At 70.9% G+C, this 19332-nt stretch carries 16 protein-coding genes; 2 read left to right on the forward strand and 14 right to left on the reverse strand.

Going from position 1 to position 19332, the window contains the following annotated elements:
• Nucleotide 1 precedes the first annotated feature (1 nt).
• The 3 genes from SOM08_RS20500 to SOM08_RS20510 all read right to left on the reverse strand — a co-directional run bounded on the left by SOM08_RS20500 (nt 2) and on the right by SOM08_RS20510 (nt 5485).
• Nucleotides 2–3214, reverse strand: a complete 3213-nt coding sequence (locus SOM08_RS20500; RefSeq protein WP_116960191.1) for an efflux RND transporter permease subunit — start codon at nt 3212–3214, stop codon at nt 2–4.
• A 10-nt stretch (nt 3215–3224) separates the two neighbouring features.
• On the reverse strand, nt 3225–4436 hold the full coding sequence (locus tag SOM08_RS20505) for an efflux RND transporter periplasmic adaptor subunit (RefSeq protein ID WP_116960190.1): 1212 nt from the start codon (nt 4434–4436) through the stop codon (nt 3225–3227).
• 161 nt (nt 4437–4597) lie between these two features.
• Nucleotides 4598–5485, reverse strand: coding sequence for a LysR family transcriptional regulator (locus SOM08_RS20510; protein WP_322469628.1), 888 nt, complete (start codon nt 5483–5485; stop codon nt 4598–4600).
• A gap of 88 nt (nt 5486–5573) precedes the next feature.
• On the opposite strand from SOM08_RS20510, the gene SOM08_RS20515 reads away from it, so the two are divergent.
• A complete protein-coding gene (locus SOM08_RS20515) occupies nt 5574–6572 on the forward strand; it encodes a sodium-dependent bicarbonate transport family permease (protein WP_322469629.1) in 999 nt (332 codons plus the stop codon).
• A gap of 9 nt (nt 6573–6581) precedes the next feature.
• Here the strand turns inward: SOM08_RS20515 and SOM08_RS20520 are convergent, their stop codons facing one another.
• From SOM08_RS20520 to SOM08_RS20540, 5 genes are read right to left on the reverse strand one after another with little or no spacing between them, the layout of a single operon-like run.
• Nucleotides 6582–8108 carry a cryptochrome/photolyase family protein gene (locus SOM08_RS20520; protein ID WP_322469630.1) on the reverse strand — a complete coding sequence of 509 codons (1527 nt, stop codon included), beginning with the start codon at nt 8106–8108 and terminating at the stop codon, nt 6582–6584.
• A 33-nt stretch (nt 8109–8141) separates the two neighbouring features.
• On the reverse strand, nt 8142–8951 hold the full coding sequence (locus tag SOM08_RS20525; protein ID WP_116960186.1) for an enoyl-CoA hydratase-related protein: 810 nt from the start codon (nt 8949–8951) through the stop codon (nt 8142–8144).
• Nucleotides 8948–9487, reverse strand: a complete 540-nt coding sequence (locus tag SOM08_RS20530; protein ID WP_322469631.1) for a DUF2889 domain-containing protein — start codon at nt 9485–9487, stop codon at nt 8948–8950. Before SOM08_RS20530 ends, SOM08_RS20525 begins: the two co-directional genes overlap by 4 nt.
• Nucleotides 9484–10659, reverse strand: a complete 1176-nt coding sequence (locus SOM08_RS20535) for a CaiB/BaiF CoA-transferase family protein (RefSeq protein ID WP_322469632.1) — start codon at nt 10657–10659, stop codon at nt 9484–9486. Before SOM08_RS20535 ends, SOM08_RS20530 begins: the two co-directional genes overlap by 4 nt.
• A 3-nt stretch (nt 10660–10662) precedes the next feature.
• Nucleotides 10663–11826, reverse strand: coding sequence for an acyl-CoA dehydrogenase family protein (locus SOM08_RS20540; RefSeq protein ID WP_322469633.1), 1164 nt, complete (start codon nt 11824–11826; stop codon nt 10663–10665).
• 142 nt (nt 11827–11968) lie between these two features.
• Between SOM08_RS20540 and SOM08_RS20545 the strand changes: the two genes are divergently transcribed.
• Nucleotides 11969–12562: a TetR/AcrR family transcriptional regulator gene (locus tag SOM08_RS20545; RefSeq protein ID WP_070399268.1), complete on the forward strand. Its 594-nt coding sequence runs from the start codon at nt 11969–11971 to the stop codon at nt 12560–12562.
• 21 nt (nt 12563–12583) lie between these two features.
• On the opposite strand, the gene SOM08_RS20550 is transcribed toward SOM08_RS20545, so the two are convergent.
• From SOM08_RS20550 to SOM08_RS20575, 6 genes are read right to left on the reverse strand one after another with little or no spacing between them, the layout of a single operon-like run.
• Entirely contained in the window at nt 12584–13741 is a 1158-nt protein-coding gene (locus tag SOM08_RS20550; RefSeq protein ID WP_322469634.1) for an ABC transporter substrate-binding protein, read from the reverse strand.
• A 53-nt stretch (nt 13742–13794) separates the two neighbouring features.
• Nucleotides 13795–14841 (reverse strand): branched-chain amino acid ABC transporter permease, encoded by a 1047-nt coding sequence (locus tag SOM08_RS20555; protein ID WP_116960180.1) that lies wholly within the window; start codon nt 14839–14841, stop codon nt 13795–13797.
• Nucleotides 14841–15713 carry a branched-chain amino acid ABC transporter permease gene (locus SOM08_RS20560; RefSeq protein ID WP_116960179.1) on the reverse strand — a complete coding sequence of 291 codons (873 nt, stop codon included), beginning with the start codon at nt 15711–15713 and terminating at the stop codon, nt 14841–14843. Before SOM08_RS20560 ends, SOM08_RS20555 begins: the two co-directional genes overlap by 1 nt.
• Nucleotides 15714–15771: 58 nt before the next feature.
• The gene (locus tag SOM08_RS20565) at nt 15772–17634 is read right to left on the reverse strand and encodes an AMP-dependent synthetase/ligase (RefSeq protein ID WP_322469635.1); all 1863 of its coding nucleotides are present in this window, start codon (nt 17632–17634) and stop codon (nt 15772–15774) included.
• The gene (locus SOM08_RS20570; protein ID WP_116960177.1) at nt 17627–18418 is read right to left on the reverse strand and encodes an ABC transporter ATP-binding protein; all 792 of its coding nucleotides are present in this window, start codon (nt 18416–18418) and stop codon (nt 17627–17629) included. Before SOM08_RS20570 ends, SOM08_RS20565 begins: the two co-directional genes overlap by 8 nt.
• Nucleotides 18415–19245 carry an ABC transporter ATP-binding protein gene (locus tag SOM08_RS20575; RefSeq protein WP_116960176.1) on the reverse strand — a complete coding sequence of 277 codons (831 nt, stop codon included), beginning with the start codon at nt 19243–19245 and terminating at the stop codon, nt 18415–18417. Before SOM08_RS20575 ends, SOM08_RS20570 begins: the two co-directional genes overlap by 4 nt.
• Nucleotides 19246–19332: the final 87 nt, after the last annotated feature.

The raw sequence follows: 19332 nt of genomic DNA on the forward strand, positions 1-19332 counted from the left end.
CTCAGGCCAGCGGGGCGCGCGCGGCGCGGCGGCGCGCCAGGCGGTCGAAGGCCAGGTAGACCACCGGCGTGGTGAACAGGGTGAGCACCTGGCTCACGACCAGGCCGCCCACCATGACGATGCCCAGCGGCTGGCGCAGCTCGGCGCCCGAGCCGCTGGCCAGCATGAGGGGCACGGCACCGAACAGCGCGGCCAGCGTGGTCATGAGGATGGGGCGAAAGCGCAGCAGCGCGGCGCGGTGGATCGCCTCGCGCGGCGACAGGCCCAGTCGGCGCTGGGCGTCGAGCGCGAAGTCCACCATCATGATCCCGTTCTTCTTCACCAGGCCGATCAGCAGCACCACGCCGATCACCGCGATCAGGTCCAGCGGCCGGCCCGCCAGCAGCAGCGCGGCCAGCGCGCCCACCGTGGCCGAGGGCAGCGTGGACAGGATGGTCAGCGGGTGCACCGCGCTTTCGTACAGCATGCCCAGCACCAGGTACATCACCACCACGGCGGCCAGTATCAACCACAGCGTATTGGTCAGCGAGCTGCGAAAGCCCTCGGCCGCGCCCTGGAAGGCCAGCTCCACGGCGATCGGCAGCTCGATCTGGCGCCGCACGGTGTCGATGGCGGCCACGGCCTCGCCCAGCGAATGGCCGGGCGCGAGGTTGAAGGACAGGGTGACGGCCGGGAACTGGCCCTGGTGCTCGATGGCCAGCGGCGCGCGCCGCTCCACCGCGCGCGCCACGGCGGACAGTGGCACCGGACGCGCATCGGCCGCGCCACTCGCACCGGTCGCGGGCCGCACGTACACCCCCTCCAGCGCCTGCAGGCCACCGCGCGCCGCGTCGTCGCTCTCCAGCACCACGCGGTATTGGCTGGCGTGCGTGAACAGGGTGCTGACCTGGCGCTGGCCGAAGGCGCTCTGCAACGCGGAGGCGATGTCGCTCATGCGCAGGCCCAGGCGGGCGGCGGCGTCGCGGTCCACCTCCAGGTAGGCCTGCAGGCCCTCGCGCTGCAGGTTGCCGGCCACGTCGGCCAGCTCGGGCCGCTGCGCCAGGGCCTGCAACAGGCGCTCGCTCCACTCGGCCAGCAGCGCGCTGTCGGGCGAGCTGAGGGTGAACTGGTACTGCGTGCGGCTGATGCGGTCTTCCATGCCCAGCTCCTGCACCGGCTGGAACCAGGCCTGGATGCCGCCCACGCCGCGCGCGCGCTCGCGCAGGCGCTCGATCAGCTCGCCGGCCGAGACCGCGCGTTGCGCGTGTGGCGCCAGCGTGATCAGCATGCGCCCGCTGTTGAGCGTGGCGTTGCTGCCATCCACGCCGATGTACGACGCGATGCTCTGCACCGGCGCTTCGGCCAGCAGCGCCTCGGCCAGCGCGCGCTGGCGCTCGGCCATGGCACCGAAGGACACGCTCTGCGGCGCTTCGGTCACCACCTGGATCGCGCCCGCGTCCTGCACCGGGAAGAAGCCCTTGGGCACGGCCAGGTAGAGCAGGCCGGTGAGCAGCAGCGTGGCGGCCAGCGCCAGCAGGGCCAGGGGCTGGCGCGCGAGCACCCAGTCGAGCGCCTGGCCGTAGCGCTCGATGGTGCCGTCAAGCGCCCCCCGCACCGGGGCAAGCCCGGCTTCCCCCCCAAGGGGGGCGGGCGAACTTGGGGCGGCCCGGCGTTCGCCCTGCCAGTCGCGATCCTCGCCGTGCGCGGGCGGGCGCGGCAGCAGGCGCGCGGCCATCATGGGCGTGAGCGTGAGCGAGACCACCAGGGAGATGGCGATGGCCACGGCCAGGGTGACGGCGAACTCGTGGAACAGGCGGCCCACCACGTCGGCCATGAACAGCAGCGGGATCAGCACCGCCACCAGCGAGACCGTGAGCGAGACCAGGGTGAAGCCGATCTCGCTGGCGCCCTTGAGCGCCGCCTCCATGGGCCCCGCGCCCTGCTCGCGGTGGCGCGCGATGTTCTCCAGCATCACGATGGCGTCGTCCACCACGAAGCCGGTGGCGATGGTCAGCGCCATCAGGCTCAGGTTGTTGAGCGAGTAGCCCAGCAGCAGCATGGCCGCGAACGTGCCCACCAGCGACAGCGGCACGGCCACGCTGGGAATGAGCGTGGCCGCCGGCGTGCGCAGGAAGACGAAGGTGACCAGCACCACCAGCGCGATGGCGAACAGCAGCTCCTTCTGCACGTCGCGCACCGAGGCGCGGATGCTCTCGGTGCGGTCGGACACCACCTGCACCTTCACCGTGGCCGGCAGCGTGGCCGTGAGCTGCGGCAGCAGCGCGCGCACCTGGTCGGCCACGGCGATGACGTTGGCGCCGGGCTGGCGCTGGATGTTGAGCAGCACGGCCGGCGCCAGGCCACAGCCGCCGGCCTGGCCCGGGACGCAGGCCATGCCGGCCCAGGCGGCCAGGAACCGGTCCTCGGCGCCCTCTTCCACCTGGGCCACGTCGGCCAGGCGCAGCGGCGCGCCGTCGCGCCAGGCCACGATCAGGCGCCGGTACTCGGCCACCGAGCGCAGCTGGTCGTTGGCGTCGAGCATGGTGCTGCGCAGCTCGCCGTCGAAGCTGCCCTTGGGCTGGTTGTTGTTGGCGGCGGCGATGGCCGTGCGCAGCTCCTCCAGGGTGAGGCCGTTGGCCGCCAGCGCGCGGCTGTTGGCCATCACCCGGATGGCCGGGCGCTGCCCGCCCGCCAGGCTGACCAGGCCGACACCGGGCAGGCGCGAGAGCTGGCCCGCCATGCGCGTGTCCACCAGGTCGACCACGCGCGGCAGCGGCAGGGTCTCGGACGATATGGCCAGGGTGAGGATGGGCACGTCCGCCGGATTCACCTTGCGGTAGATCGGCGGCGCCGGCAGGTCGGACGGCAGCAGGCTGTTGGCGCTCTGCAGCGCGGCCTGCACATCCTGCTCGGCCACGCCCAGGTCCACCTCCAGCGCGAACTTCAGGGTGATGACCGAGGCGCCGCCCGAACTGGTGGACGACATCTGCGCCAGGCCCGGGATCTGGCCGAGCCGGCGCTCCAGCGGCGCGGTGACGGTGCGCGCGGTGACGTCGGGGCTGGCGCCGGGCTGGAAGGTGAAGACCTGGATGACCGGGTAGTCCACCTGTGGCAGCGCGGACACCGGCAGCTGGCGCCAGGCCAGCAGGCCGGCGATCAGCACCGCCAGCATCAGCAGCGAGGTCGCCACCGGCCGAAGGATGAAGGGGCGCGAGAGCGAGGGCGCGGCGGACATGGCGACGCTCTCAGCGCGGGGCGGCGTCCGGCGCGAGCGGCGAGTTCGCCGGCAGCTCGGTGGCCTGCACCACCTTCACCGCGCGGCCTTCCTCCAGGCGGTCCAGGCCTTCGAGCACCACCGGTTCGCCCTCGGCCAGGCCCTTCGTCACCACGGTGCGCCCGCCACTGGCCGGGCCCAGCACGAGGTCGCGCACGCGGGCCTTGTTGTCGGCGATGACGTAGACGTAGCTGCCGCGCGAGCCGTGTTGCACGGCGTCGGTGGGGATGGTCACCGCGCCGGGCAGCTGGCGCAGCGCCAGGCGCACGTTGACGAACTGGTTCGGAAAGAGCGCGTCGTCCGCGTTCTCGAAGCGCGCCTTCAGGCGCAGCGTGGCGGTGGCCGCGTCGATCTGGTTGTCCAGCGTGTCGAGGCGGCCGATGGCCAGGCGCTGGCGGTTGTCGCGGTCCCAGGCCTCGACCACGGCCGGGGTCTTGTCCGCGTGCGCGGCGCGCACGTCGGCCACCTGGGGCTCGGGCACGCTGAAGAGCACGGCCACGGGCTGCGTCTGCGTGAGCGTGAACAGGCCGTTGGCGTCGTTGGCGGCGATCAGGTTGCCGGCGTCCACCCGGCGCAGGCCCACGCGGCCCGCGATGGGCGCCTCGATGCGGGTGTAGGAGAGCTGCAGCCGCGCGTTGTCCACCTGCGCCTGGTCGGCCTTGAGCGTGCCGCGCAGTTGCTGCACCAGCGCGGCCTGGCGGTCCAGCTGCTGGCGGGCGATGGCATCGCGCGTGAACAGCTGTTCGTAGCGCGCGAGCTCGCTCTCGGCATTGCGCAGCTGGGCCAGGTTCTGCTGCTGCTGACCCTGAGCCTGGGCCAGCGCCACGCGCAGCGGTTCGGGGTCGATCTCGGCCAGCAACTGGCCGCGCGCCACGCGCTGGCCTTCGCGCACCAGCACGCGGGCCAGCTGGCCCGCGACGCGGCTGCGCACCACCACCGTGTTGTAGGGCGCCACCGTGCCGACGGCGCGCGCCTGCACCGTGAAGTCTTCGGTGCGGGCCGGCTCCACGCGCACCGCCACCGGGCCGCGCCACTGGCTGGGCGCGGGCGGCGGCGTCTGCGGCGGGCGCAGCAAAAACCACCAGGCCGCCGCGCCCGCGGCCAACAGCAGGCCCAGCCAGAGCAGGCCGCGCGCCCAGGAACGGTGAGACGGGAGCGCGGGCGTTCGATCGGATTCGGGCATGGGAACAGCGTGGAAAGCGCGGGCGGCACGGCGCGCGCGAGGCGCCGCGGGGCGCGTCGGGGAGGTATCGCGGCAAATGATAGCCAGTCGCAACAACTCCGGCCTGAAAGACCCGGCCGCGCGGGCGCCCTCGCCACGGCCGCGCGCGCGGGGCCCGGCCCTCAGCGGGCGTGTCCGAGCAGGTGGTCGCGAAACGCCAGGGCGATGGGGGACAGGCGCTTGCCGGCCAGGTGCACGATGCTCCATTGCGAGGCGATCGGAAAACCCTGCACGTCGAGCACCACCACGCCGTGCTCGCGCGAGTGGCCGTGCAGCGCGTGCTGCGACACCACGCCCAGGCCCAGCCCACCGGCCACCGCCTCCTTGATGGCCTCGTTGCTGCCCAGCTCCATGCGCACATCGGGCACGAAGCGCTCGGCACGGAAATGCCGGTCGCTGGCCATGCGCGTGCCCGAGCCACGCTCGCGCAGGATGAAGCGCTGCTCGGCCAGCGCGCGCAGCGCCAGGCCCTGGCCGCGGGCCAGCGGGTGGCGCGCGGCGGCGATCACGACCAGGGGATTGGCCATGAACACCTCGCCCTCGACCGCGAGGTCCGCGGGCGGCATGGACATGATGTAGAGGTCGTCGAGGTTCTCGCGCATGCGCTGCACCACGCCGTCGCGGTTGAGCACCTCCAGCGCGACGTCGATGGCCGGGTGCTTGTGGCAGAAGCGCCCCAGCAGGCGCGGCACGAAGTACTTGGCGGTGCTCACCACCGAGACCTTCAGCCGGCCGCGCGCCAGGCCCTTGGTGGCCGCCACCTCCTGGCCGAAGCTGTCCCACTCGCGCACCATGGCGCGCGCGGTCCGGGCCAGGTCGTGCCCGGCCGGCGTGAGGTGCACCTTGCGGCCGATCACCTCGTACAGCGGCAGTCCCACGGCCTCGCCGATCTCGCGCAGCTGCATGGAGGCGGTGGGCTGGGTGACGTGCATGGCCCGCGCGGCGCCGCTCACGCTGCCGGTTTCGTGCAGGGCAAGGAACAGGCGCAACTGCCGAAAACTCACGTTCATAGACTTTTCCCTATGTGAACGCCAGAACAAATCGATTTTACGAAGCATGCGGCATTGCCTAGCATGCCGGCCAACCTGGAGCTTCCCCATGACCGGCCTGCTGGACCCCGCGATCCTGTTCTTCGTTTTCGGCGTATTCGCCGGCGCCCTGCGCTCCAACCTGGAGATCCCGCCCGCCATCGGCAAATTCCTCTCGCTCTACCTGCTGATGGCGCTGGGCCTCAAGGGCGGCTTCGCGCTGGCCGCCGCGGGCCTCACGCCGGCCATGCTCGGCAGCCTGGCCGCGGCGCTGTTCATGGCCTTCCTGGTGCCCGCGCTGGGGTACGCCTTCCTGCGGCACCGCGTCTCCCACTTCGACGCCGCCGCCGTGGCCGCGGCCTACGGCTCGGTCAGCGCGGTGAGCTTCGTCGCCGCCACGCAGCACCTGGAGAACCTGGGGCTGGCGCCGGGCGGGCACATGACCGTGGCCATGGTGCTGATGGAGTCGCCCGCGATCCTGATGGCGGTGCTGCTGGCCAACGCCGCGCGCCACGCTTCGCGCGCAGCGATCGTGGTCGGCGCCGGACAGGCCGCCCTCTCACCGGGGGCCGGGGCCGGCGGCACGCCGCTGCGCGGCATCCTGCGGGAGTCCTTCACCGACGGCGCGCAGCTCCTGCTGCTGGGCTCGCTGGTGGTGGGCTGGGTCAGCGGCGACGCCGGCCGGGCCGTGATGCAGCCCTTCGCGGGCGACCTGTTCAAGGGGCTGCTGGCCTTCTTCCTGCTCGACATGGGCTTGCTGGTGGCGCGCAATTTCGCCGACGCGCGGCGCGCCTCGCCGGTGCTCATCGCTTATGCGGTCCTGGGCCCGCTGACGCACGCGGCCATCGCCCTCGCCCTGGCGCGCCTGCTCGGGCTGCCGCCGGCCGACACGGCCCTGCTGATGGTGCTGAGCGCCAGCGCGTCCTACATCGTGGTCCCCGCCGTGCTGCGGCACGCCGTGCCCGAGGCCAACCCCTCGCTCTACCTGGGCCTGTCGCTGGGCCTGACCTTCCCGCTCAACATCCTGCTGGGCATCCCGCTCTACACCTGGCTGGCGACGGCGCTCTGAGGCGGCGCCTCAGCCCAGACCGCCGGCGCGCACCCAGGCGGCGCGCGCGGCGATGGCGGCGCGCTCTTCGGGGCCGATCCGATCGAGGTGCCGGAGCTGCGGCGCCAGCCGAGGGTGCGCCGCGAAGCGCGCCGCGTGGCGCACCAGGAAGTCCCAATACAGGGTGGTGAACGGGCAGGCACGCTCACCCGTGCGCTGTCCGGGATCGAAACGGCAGCCGCGGCAATGGTCGCTCATGCGCTCGATGTAGCGGCCGGTGGCGATGTAGGGCTTGCTGGCGAGCAGGCCGCCGTCGGCGTACTGGCTCATGCCCAGCGTATTGGGCAGTTCGACCCATTCGACCGCGTCCACGTAGACGCTGAGGTACCAGGCGTGCACCTGCTTCGGCTCCACGCCGTACAGCAGCGCGAACAGGCCGGTGACCATGAGGCGCTGGATGTGGTGCGCATAGCCGTGGCGCAGCGTCTGCCCGATGGCATCGGACAGGCAGCGCATGGGCGTGTCGCCGCTCCAGTACCAGGCCGGCAACGCCCGCCGCGCGTCCAGCGCGTTGTGGTCGGCGTACGCCGGCATCTTCAGCCAGTAGACGCCGCGCACGTACTCGCGCCAGCCCAGGATCTGGCGGATGAAACCCTCGGCCGAGGCGAGGGGTACGCGCCCCGCGCGCCAGGCGCCCTCGGCGGCGGCGACCAGTTCGCGCGGATGCAGCAGCTTGAGGTTGAGCGCCGCCGAGAGCTGCGCGTGGTAGAGCCAGGGCTCGCCACCCCACATCGCGTCCTGCCAGTGGCCGAAGTGCGCCAGACGCTCGTCGATGAACTGGCGCATCGCCTGCAGCGCCTGCGCGCGCGTCACGGGCCAGCCGAACGGTTCGGCCTGACCGGGATGGTCGCCGAAGCGGGCGCGCACCAGCGCGATCACCTCCGCGGTGAGCGCGTCGGGCTCGAAGCGCGCGGGCGGCGGCAAGAAGCCCGGGCCCTGCGCGCCGAAGGCCGCCCGGTTCTCGCCGTCGAGGTTCCAGACGCCGCCGCAGGGGCCGTCGCCGTCCATGAGCACGCCGTGTTCTCGCCGCATCTCGCGGTAGAAGGACTCCAGGCGCAAGCGCCGCCGCCCGCGCGCGTGCCGGGCGAAGCGCTCGGTGCTGCAGAAGAAGTGCCGGTCCTCCAGCAGATCGAGCGGCGTGTCGCCCACCGCCAGGCGCAGGGCCTGCAGCACCCGCCAGTCGCCCGGCCAGGTGAGCCGCACGCGCTGCGGGCGCCAGCGCGCGACCGCCTCGCCCAGCGCATCGGCCAGGCCGCCTTCGCGCAGGGTCTGGTAGTCGATCGGCAGGCCCCGCTCGCGCAGCGCGGCCGCGAAGTGCCGCATCGCGGCCAGGAACTGCACGATGCGCTGCTGGCTGCTCCAGACGTGCGTGCTCTCTTCGGCGGCCTCGCACATCCACACGCGGTCGCGCGTGGCGTCGAAGCCATCGAAGGCACTGCTCTGGGGATCGAGTTGGTCGCCGAGCACGACGACCAGGTGGCGGCACGGGGGGCTCATCCCGCCCACCTTACACGGCGCCCGGGCGGCGGTTCAGTCCCGCCCGCGAAACACCGGTGGCCGCCGCTCGATGAAGGCGCGCATGCCCTCGGCGAAGGACTCGCCGTCGATCAGCTCGGCCTGGCGCTCGCGCTCCAGCGCCAGCTGCTGCACCAGGTGGTTGCGCTCGCTGGCCGCGAACAGCGCGCGGGTCTCGGCGATGGCGTGCGCCGGCAGCGCGGCCAGGCGCCTGGCCAGGGCCCAGGCTTGCGGCGCCAGCGCGGCGTCGTCCACGCAGGCCCAGATCAGGCCCCAATCGGCCGCGCGCGGCGCGTCCAGCTTGTCGCCCAGCAGCGCCAGACCCAGCGCGCGAGCGCGGCCGACGGCGCGCGGCAGCGCCCAGCTCGCGCCCATGTCGGGCACGGCGCCCAGCGCGGGCACGAAGGGCAGGTAGAAGTAGGCCGAGCGCGCGGCGATCACCAGGTCGGCCGCCAGGGCCAGGCCCACGCCGCCGCCCGCCGCCACGCCGTTGACGGCGCAGACCACCGGCACGGGCAGGGACCGCAGCTCGGCCACCAGGGGGTTGCCGGTCTCGTCCAGCATCTGGCCCACCTGCGTGCCCAGCGAGCCGCGCGAGGCGTCCTTCGCGCGTTCGCTGAAGTCGTTCAGGTCGGCGCCCACGCAGAAGGCGCGACCGGCGGCGGTGAGAATGAGGGCGCGGATGGACCGGTCCTCGCGCACGCGGCGCAAGGCGTCCAGCGCGCCCTGCTGCAGCTCGGGTCTGAGGGGGTTGAGGCGATCGCCTTCGTTGAGCGTGAGCGTGGCGATGCCTTCGCGCGACTCGAACAGGACGGCAGGCTTCATGGCGGGGTCTCCCGGGCGTGTTCTTTGAAGTGGGTGCGCACCACCGCGCCGTCCAGGCGCAGCGCGTGACAGCCGCCCAGCGGCGAATGGCCACGCGCGCCAGCCGCCGCCTCGGTGTCGGCGAAATCGCCGCTGGCCCACAGCACCTGGAAGGCCGTGCTGGCCAGGGTCGGCAGCAGCTCGGTCATGTGGGTGCAGCCCGCCGTGCCGCGGAACAGGCGCTTGACCGCCAGGGTGAAGCCTGGCTCGATGCGCAGGCCCACGAGCTGTCGGTAGGCCGCCTCGACCCCGCGGCAGTCCAGGTAGGGCGCGTGGTCGCTGGACACGCGGGCGTCGACGATGCGACGCTCGCGGTCGATGGTCAGGCGCACGCGCATCTGGTGGATGGCCTGGCCCGCCGGCACCGCGCGGTGCACCAACTGCAGCGGCTGCGGCTTGGTGTCGACCAGCAGGCCGTCAAGGTCGATCAGGCCGTCCTCGCGCTCGAAGGCCTCGCACTGGATGCGTCGCAGGTGCAGCGGCCGGCGCCCGCTCATCGCACCGCCTCCGCCGCGTGCACCACGCCGGCCGCGCACAGGGCCTCGATGTCGGCGGCCGCGTAGCCGGCCCGCGCCAGCAGCGCGCGCGTGTCGGCGCCCACCACGGGGGCGCGCTGCGGCAGTTGGGCGGGCGTGCGGTCGAAGCGCGGCGCGGGCGCGGGCTGCACCACGCCGTCCTCGCCGCGCACGAAGGTGCCGCGCGCGGCGTTGTGCGGGTGCGCGGGCGCCTCGGCCATCGACAGCACGGGCGCGAAGCAGGCGTCCGTCCCCTCCAGCAGCGCGCACCAGGCGTCGCGCGTGCGGGTGCGAAACAGCGCTTCCAGCTTCCCGCGCAGCGCGGGCCATTCGCCGGCCGCCCACTGGCTCTGGAAGGCCGGGTCCTCGATGCCGCAGCGCTCGAGCAACTGCCGGTAGAACTGGGGCTCGATGGCGCCCACGGACACGTAGCGCCCGTCGGCGCATTCGTAGGTGCCGTAGAAGGGGGCCGCGCCGTCGAGGAAGTTGCTTTCGCGGCGGTCCTGCCAGAAGCCCTTGGCCATCAGCCCGTACTGGGCGCTCATCAGCAGGGCCGCGCCATCGGTCATGGCGGCATCCACCACCTGGCCCTGGCCCGATCGCTGGGCCTCGGCCAGCGCGGCCAGCACGCCCACCACCAGCAGCATGCCGCCGCCGCCGTAGTCGCCCACCAGGTTGAGCGGCGGGGCGGGCGGCCGGTCGGCCGGGCCCATGGCGTGCAGCGCGCCGCTGAGCGCGATGTAGTTGAGGTCGTGCCCGGCGGCCTGGGCCAGCGGGCCGCTCTGGCCCCAGCCCGTCATGCGGCCATAGACCAGGCGGGCGTTGCGCGCGCGGCAGGCCTCGGGGCCCAGGCCCAGCTTGTCGGCCACGCCGGGGCGAAAGCCCTCGATCAGCACGTCGGCGGATGCGACCAGCCGGAGCACGGCCTCCACGCCGCGCGGGTCCTTCGTGTTCACGGCGATCGACTGGCGGCCGCGGTCCACGATGCCGTCGTTGCGCATCAGGTCCTCCAGGCCGCCGCGCGAGGGCGGGCCTGGCAGGCGGTCGACGCGCACGACGGTGGCGCCCAGGTCGGCCAGGACCATGCAGGCGAAGGGCCCGGGGCCGATGCCCGCGAGCTCGATGACGGTGAGGTGGGCGAGCGGTCCGGGCATGGGTCACATGCGCTTGGCGACTTCTTCCAGCATCACCTCGGTGGCGCCGCCACCGATGGTGAGGATGCGCGCGTCGCGCGCCATGCGCTCCACCGGCGTGCCGGTGATGAAGCCGGTGCCGCCGTGCAGCTGCAGGCAGGTGTGCACCACCTCCTGCAGGGTCTCGGCGCCGAAGGCCTTGAGCATGGAGACCTCGCGCACCGTGTCCTTGCCCTGCTCGATCATGAGCGCGCACTGGTAGGTGAGCGCGCGCACGGCCGCGGCCTTCGAGGCCATCCAGGCCAGCTTGTTGCGCACCACCTGCTGGTCCCACAGCGACTTGCCGAAGGCCTGGCGCTGGCGCACGTAGTCCACCGTGAGCTCGATGGCGCGCGCGCAGGTGCCCGAGACCAGCGCGCCCACCACCAGGCGCTCGTTCTGGAAGGTGCCCATGATGTAGTAGAAGCCCTTGCCCTCCTCGCCCAGCAGCGCATCGGCGGGCAACGTCAGGTCGTCGAAGAACAGCTCGGCCGTGTCGGACGAGCGCCAGCCGTGCTTGTCGAACTGGCGCGTGATCTTGAGGCCCGGGTTGTCCTTCTCCACGATGAACAGCGAAATGCCACGGCTGCCCTTGGCCTCGGGGTCGGTGCGCGCGGCCACGATGTAGATGTCGCCATGCACGCCGTTGGTGATGAAGGTCTTGGAGCCATTGATGAGCCAGCCGCCATCGGCCATGCGCTCGCCGCGCGTGCGCAGGCCGGCCACGTCGGAGCCGGCGCCGGGTTCGGTCACGCAGACCGCGCCGACCTTGCGGCCGGCGCAGGCGTCGGGCAGGTACTTCTGCTTCTGCTCGTGCGAGCCGCGGTGCGCGATGTGGCTGATCGACATGTCGCTGTGCACCGTGAGCGCCGAGGCCACGCCGCCGTAGCCCGAGCGCGCCAGCTCCTCGCCCAGCACCACCGAGGCCAGCGGCCCCAGGCCGCCGCCGCCGTATTCCACCGGGTGGCGCATGCCCAGGAAGCCCAGCTCGCCCAGCTCGCGGAACAGGGCGCGCGGAATCTCGCCCGAGGCCTCCCAGGCGTCGGCGAAGGGCACGATGCGTTCCTTGGAGAAGCGACGCACCTGGTCGCGCACCATGCGCAGGTCCTCATCGAGGAAGTCGGGCTCGAGGAATTCGAATTCGGTCATGTGAAGCGGCGTTGATGCGGGTCAAGGAAAACCGGGCCTTTTCCATTCATAGTCCGGCGTGTCGGTTTATTTTATGGGCGGGCGGTGGGGCCCGCAAGGCGCCTTGCTACACTCGCGCCGCTCTTTTTCGCCAGGAGGACCCATGCCGCGCATCCGTTCGGACGACTACGAAACCAAGGCCCAGGCCATCATGGATTCGGCGGCAGCCATCTTCGCGAAGGAAGGCTACCCGGCCGCCAAGATGCAGGACGTGGCCAAGGCCTGCGGCGCGACCAAGTCGATGCTGTACCACTACTTCCCCACCAAGGACGACCTGCTGTTCGCCATGCTGCAGGAACACCTGCAGCGCCTGATCGGCGCGATCGAGGAGGCCCTGGTGAGCAAGGCCAGCGCGCGCGAGCGGCTGCAGATGGTGGTGGAGGCCTACACGCAGAAGTCCGCGCAGTCGCGCCGCCGCCACATGGTGGCCATGAACGATGTGAAGTTCCTGCCCAAGGCCAAGCAGACCCCGCTGATCAACCTGCAGCGCCAGCTGACCGAACAGGTGACCCGGCTGCTGCACGACCTCAACCCCGAGTTGCCGGAGCCGGTCTACAAGCCCTACACCATGATGCTGCTGGGCATGCTGAACTGGACCGACTTCTGGTACAAGCCCTCCGGCGAGGTGAAGCCCCAGGAACTGTGCGACCGGCTGTCCCGGCTGTTCCTCAAGGGCTTCCTGGCCGAGAAGGGCTGAGCCCTCCCCGGCCCCGGGCGCTCACTGCGCCAGCTTATAGGTCGACGCCGCCGGGTCCGCCTTCAGCAAGAACAGCTTGGGCGCGGCCAGGTGGTTCTCGGCGGTGTAGCCGATCGGCGTCATCGCCCCCGTCTCCAGGTTCTTCAGCTTGGCCAGCTCCGCGTTGGTGCAGTCCGCCGTCAGGGCCTTGCCGCAGCGCTCCATGGCCGTGAACAGGGCGCGGGTCGCGGCGTAGCCGGTGAAGCTGTAGCGGTTCGCGCGGCCGCGCTCCTCGGCCGTCAGGTACTTCTCCATCTTGTCCATGAAGCCCTTGGCCTCCGGCGAGCTCTCCAGGTACACGTAGTCCACCGTGTACACGTTCTCGCCGGCGCTGCCCATCATCTTGGCGCTGGCGGGCACGCGCGACACATAGGTCACGCCCACCGGAATCTTGTGGCCGATGCGCTCCAGTTCCTTGGTCATGGTGATGTTCTCGCCCAGCACGCCGCCGGCCATCAGCGCCTCGGCCCCCGACTGCTTGACCTTCAGGATCTCGGACGAAAAGTCCGACTGGCCTTTCTTGAAGATCTGGCTGGAGACCACCTGCAGCTTCTTCTCCTTGGCCACGCGCTCGAAACCGTCGCGCACGTTCTCGCCGTACTCGTCGTCTTGCGAGATCACGGCCCACTTCTTGTTCGGGTAGCGGTCCGCCATCATCGAGACCAGGCCGTACACCGCCTCGCGCATGTCGTAGCCCACGGCGAACACGTTCTTGATGGCAGGCTTGTACAGGCCCTCGTAGGTGGTGATCGGCGCCATGGCCGGCAGGCCCGACTGCTTGATGATGGACATGGCCGCCTGCGACTGCGCCGTGCCCGAGATCGAGGTGAAGGCGAAGATCTTGTCGCTGTTGACCAGCTTGCGCACGCCCTGGATCGTGCGCGAGGGCACGTAGCCGTCGTCCTCGGTGATAAGGCGCAGTTTGCGGCCGTTGATGCCACCGGCCGCGTTGGCCTCGGCCACGGCGACCTTCACGCCCAGGTTGTGGGCCACGCCCAACAGTGCGGGCGGCCCGCTCAGCGGCAGGATGTCGCCGAGCACGATCTCGGTGTCGGTCACGCCCTGCTGCTGCGCGGCGGCGCTGAAGGTGGCGGCCGCGGCCAGCAGGCCGATGGCAAGGGCGGTGAGTTGGCTGTTCATGCTGTCTCCTGTTTGTCGTTCGTGGCCGAAGCCGTTGGGTGGGGGGAAGGGAATCAGTAGCGCAGCGGCCAGTGCACCCAGGTATGGCGCAGGTCGTGCCAGATGCCGCGCAGGCCGCGCGGGTCGAAGCGCAGGAAGGCGATGATCGCGACGCCGTAGAGCACGGTCTTGATCTCGTGCGCGCTGGTGGTCATGGTGTCGGCGAGCCGACCGCCGAGGAAGGACATCAGGCTGGAGAAGACCTCGGGCAGCGTCACGATGAACACCGTGCCCAGCACCGCGCCCAGCACCGAGCCGATGCCGCCCACGATGACGATGGCCAGGGCCTCGATGCTCAGCAGAAAGGGATAGCCCTCGACCGATACGAAGCTCATGTAGATGGCCATGAGGCCGCCCGCCAGGCCGGTGAGCGCTGCGCTGATGAGAAAGGCCAGCAGCTTGTAGTGCACCAGGCTGATGCCCATCGTGCGAGCCGCGATGTCGTTGTCGCGCACGGCCACCAGGGCGCGGCCCGCGTAGGAGCGGCGCAGGTTGAGCACGGCCAGCACGGCCAGCGCGCACACGCCCAGGCAGAACCAGTAGAAGGCGCGGTCGCTGGACAGGTCCATGCCCAGCACCACCGGGCGGTCGACCATGATGCCGCTGCCGCCACCGGTGAGCTCGCCGCCGGCCAGGATGCCCGCCGTCACGATGTGCGCGAAGGCCAGCGTGGTGATGGCCAGGTACAGCCCGTGCAGCCGCAGCGAAGGAATGCCCACGATGAGCCCGAACAGCGCCGGCAGCGCCGCCGACAGCAGCAGCGCGACCTCCGCCGGCAGGCCCCAGCGCGTGACCGCGATGGCGTAGGCATAGCCACCCAGCATGAGGAAGCCCACGTGGCCGAGCGAGATCAGGCCGGTGAAGCCGGTCAACACCATCAGCCCCAGCGCGCCCACGGTGGTGAACAGGATGACGGTCAGGTGCGACAGCATGAAGTTGCCGAGCACGAAGGGCGCGAGCGCGAGTGCGGCGAGCAACGCCACCGTCCACCCCTTGACCGCTGGCGAGTCCGTCAGGACGACCAGCTCGCCATAGCTTTGCTTGAAGAAACCGCTGCGCATCAGACCCTCTCGATCCGTTTTTCGCCGAACAGCCCGAAGGGCCGCACCATGAGCACCACCAGGATCAGCAGGAACCCGGCGATCTCCTTGAGCGTGCTGGGCAGGTAGCCGCCGACCAGGTTCTCCAGCACGCCGATGAACAGGCCGCTGAAGGCCGAGCCCAGCACCGAGTCGAAGCCGCCCAGCACCGTGGCCGGGAAGGCCTTCAAGCCGATCTCGTAGATGGTGGGCGCCAGCCCGTAGATGACCGCGAAGAAGGCGCCGGCCAGGCCCGCCAGGCCCGAGGCCGAGGCCCATGCCACGGCCTGCACGCGCGCGGTGGACACGCCCATGAGCCGCGCGGTCTTCTCGTCCGCCGCCACCGCCCGCATGGCCACGCCGAAGCGGCTGTGGCGCAGGAAGAACCAGAAGCCGCCGATGGCGACCAGCAGTGCCGCGATCACCGTGAGCTGGCTCGCGCGCAGCCCGATGTCGCCCAGGTGAACGATGGTGTCGGCGCCCTCCACGTTGAACTTGTGCGGCGCGGCGCCCCAGATCAGCGTCACCAGGGCGCGCAGCACCACCGCCAGGCCCACGGTCACCAGCACCACCGACAGCACCGGCTCGCCGAGCATGGGCCGCATGATGAGGCGCTCGCAGACCAGGCCCAGGGCCGCGCCCACGGCCACCGCCACCACGATGGTGGACACCGCGTCGGTGCCCAGCGCCGTGGCGATGGACCAGGAGGTGTAGGCGGTGAGCATGCCCATCTCGCCCTGGGCGAAGTTGACGATGCCGGTGGCCTTGAAGATGACCGCGAAGCTCATGGCCACCAGGCCATAGATCGCGCCGATGGCCAGCCCGGAGACGACCAGTTCGATGAAGTAGTTCATTCGGAAACCTCCGCGCGACGCGCTGCGGTGAGGGCCCTTGCGGGCGGCCGTGCGGGGCTCATGACGCGCCTCCATAGATCTGTTCGAGCTCGCGCGCGAACTTCTTGTTGATGAGGCCGCGGCGCACCTTCTGCGTCGCCGTGAGTTCGCCGTCGTCGTGGTCCAGCTCCTTTTCCAGGAGCACGAACTTGCGGATGTTCTCCACGCGGGCGAACTTCGAGTTCACCTCGTCCACCACCTGCTGGATGAGCTCTCGCACCTCGCCCATCTGCGTGAGCGACTTGAAGGTGGTGTAGGGCAGCTCGCGCTCGGCGGCCCAGCGGCCCACGCTGTCGAAGTCGATCTGGATCAGGCCGCCGAGGAACTTGCGGCCCTCGCCCACCACGATGGCCTCGCGCACGAAGGGGCTGTCTTTGAGCGCGTTCTCGATCTCCGACGGCGCGATGTTCTTGCCGCCGCTGGTGATGATGATGGCCTTCTTGCGGTCGACCACGGCGATCTCGTCCGTCGCGCGCACCTCGACGATGTCGCCGCTGGCGAGCCAGCCGTCCGGCGCCAGGATGTCCTGGGTGCCCTTGTCGTCGAACAAGTAGCCCTGGAACACGCCCGGTGATCGCACGAACACCTCGCCGTCTTCGCCCACGCGCCATTCCACGCCTGGCATGGCCGGCCCACAGCTGCCCGGCACGAACGGCCGCCCCGGCACCTGAACGAAGGCCAGGCCGCCGGCCTCGGTGAGGCCATACCCCTGGCCCACGGGCAGGCCGATGACGTCGAAGAACTTGAGCGTTTCAGGCGAGACCGAGGCGCCGCCACACATGCGGGTGTGTGTGCGGTTCAGGCCCATGTGGCGCTGCATGTTGCGAAACAGCAGCAAGTACCAGAAGCCGAATTCGAGCCGATCGCCCAGGGACACCAGCCGCCCATGCACGGCGCGCCGGTCCGACAGCGCGCGCCCGCGCTTCATGCCCACGCGGTACAGCCAGCGCTGTACGCGGCCGCTGTCCTTCATGCGGAACTCGAAGTGCTGCTGCAGCTTCTCCCAGATGCGCGGCACGCCCAGGAAGAAGGTGGGCGCGATCTCCCGGATATTGGCCGACACCGTGTCGATGGATTCGGCGAAGTTCACGCAACCGCCGGTGAGCAGGTGCAGCACCGTGGAGTAGCCGCGCTCGGCCACGTGGCACAGCGGCAGGTAGCACACCGACTCGAAGCGCTTGTCCACCATCTGGCGCGCCGCCGCATAGGAGTAGGCCGCGAAGATGAAGTTGCGGTGCGTGAGCATGGCGCCCTTGGGCGGCCCGGTGGTGCCCGAGGTGTAGACGAGGATGTTCACGTCGTCGGGCACCAGAGCGTCGATGCTCCGGTCCAGGCGCTGCTCGGCCAGCGGGTCCTCCTGAATCAACTGGTCGCCCAGCGCCATCAGGTGCTCGTAGCTGTGCGGCTCGCCCGGCGCGTAGCGGCGCAGGCCCTTCATGTCGACGCAGAAGATGTGCCGCAGGTGCGGCAGGCCGGGGCCTGCCTTCATGGCGTCGAGCACCTTGTCGGTCTGCTCCTGGTCGCCGGTGATCGCCACCTTGGCCTGGCAGTGGCCCGCGATGTACTGCACCTCGGCCCAGGGGTTGGTGGGATAGATGCCCACCACCTGCACGCCCAGCATCTGGGCGCCCAGATCGGCGTAGAACCACTCGGGGATGTCTTCGGACGCGATGACGATGCGGTCGCCGCGCTGCAGGCCCAGCTTCATGAGGCCCAGGGCCGTTCGGCGGGCGTCGCGGTAGTAGTCGGCCCAGGTGCGGCCGCGCCAGATGCCTTGCACCTTTTCGCGCAGGGCCACCTGCTGGCCGCGCTCCTGCGCGCGCAGGCGCAGCAGGCCGGGCAGCGTTCCCTCGCCACGCAGCAGCGTCTGATGGTCAAGCATGCGCGCCCTCCTCGCCGAGGTAGGCGGCCAGCACGGCCGGGTTGGCGGCCACCTCGGCCGGCGTGCCTTCGGCGATCAGGCAGCCGAAGTCCAGCACATAGACGCGGTCGGACAGGTCCATCACCACCTGCATGTCGTGTTCGATCATGAGCACCGCGATACCGAACTCGTCGCGGATGTCGAGCGTGAAGCGCGCGATGTCTTCCTTTTCCTCGCGGTTCATGCCCGCGACGATTTCGTCCAGCAGCAGCAGGCTGGGCTCGCAGGCCAGGGCCCGGCCCAGCTCCACGCGCTTTTGCTGGCCGTAGGCGAGCTGGCTCACCGGCTTGTCGCGCAGCTCTTCGATTTCGAGGAATTCGATGATGCGTTCCACCTTTTCGCGCGCGGCAATCTCCTCGCGGCGCGAGCGGCCCCAGAAGGCCAGCGCTTCCCACACCGGGTAGCGAAAGTGGATGTGCCGGCCCACCAGCAGGTTCTCCACCACCGTGCCATGGCGGAACAGCGCCAGGTTCTGGAAGGTGCGGCCGATGCCCAGGTTCGCGAACTGGTGCGACTTCAGGCCCGCGGTGTCGCGGCCCTGGAAGACGATCCGGCCCTCGCTGGGGGGCAGCACGCCGCTCACCAGGTTGAAGGTGGTGGTCTTGCCCGCGCCGTTGGGGCCGATCAGGCTCACGATCTCGCCCGGCATCACCTTCAGGCTCACCTCGTTGACGGCCTTCACGCCGCCGAAGCGCTTGGAGATGCGCGTGGCCTCGAGCACGGGGGTCTGCTGCGCGGCGCTCATGACAGCCACCTCTTGCGGCGCTTGTAGTGCTTCACGTCTTTCATGCTGGTGCGGCCGGGCTGAGAGCTCAGGCCCAGGTAGAACTCGCGCACGTCGGCGTTGCGGCGCAGCTGCTCGCTGGTGCCGTCGAGCACCACGCGGCCGTTCTCCATGATGTAGGCGTAGTCGGCGATGGCCAGCGCGCGGCTGGCGTTCTGCTCGACCAGCAGGATGGTCAGGCCGGTGGTCTCGCGCAGCGTCTGGATGCAGCGGAAGATCTCGCTCACCACCAGCGGCGCCAGGCCCAGCGAGGGCTCGTCGAGCGCGAGCACCTTGGGCCGGCTCATCAGCGCGCGGCCAATGGCCACCATCTGCTGCTCGCCACCCGAGAGGTAGCCCGCGGTGGTCTGGCGCATCTCGGCCAGGCGCGGAAACAGCGCGAACACCTCGTCGCGCGTCTGCGCCAGGTGGGCGGCGCTCTGCAGGTGGGCGCCGGTGATCAGGTTTTCCTCGACCGTGAGGGTCTGGAACAGGCGCCGGCCTTCCGGCACCTGCACCATGCCCTGGCGAACGATGGCCGGCGCGGGGTCTTTCTCGACCGCGCGGCCACCGAGCAGGATGCTGCCCTTCTCGATGACGCCGTCCTCGGCGTCGAGCACGCCCGACACGGCCTTGAGCACGGTGGACTTGCCGGCGCCATTGGAGCCCAGCAGGGCCACGATCTGGCCGGGGCGCACCTCGAGGGAGACGTCGCGCACGGCCTCGATGGCGCCGCCGTAGACGACCTGGATGTTGTGGATGGCCAGCGCGGGCGCGGGCGATGCGCTGGCGGCGGTATGGGGTGTCATGGGTGTCTCTGTTCCTCTCCCTCGCATCGCTGCGCGGAAGGAGGTCACTCCTTAATAATTAGTCCGTCGCGTCGGTCTTTAATTGAC

The organism is Hydrogenophaga sp. SNF1 (assembly GCF_034421675.1).
Taxonomy (GTDB): domain Bacteria; phylum Pseudomonadota; class Gammaproteobacteria; order Burkholderiales; family Burkholderiaceae_C; genus Hydrogenophaga; species Hydrogenophaga borbori.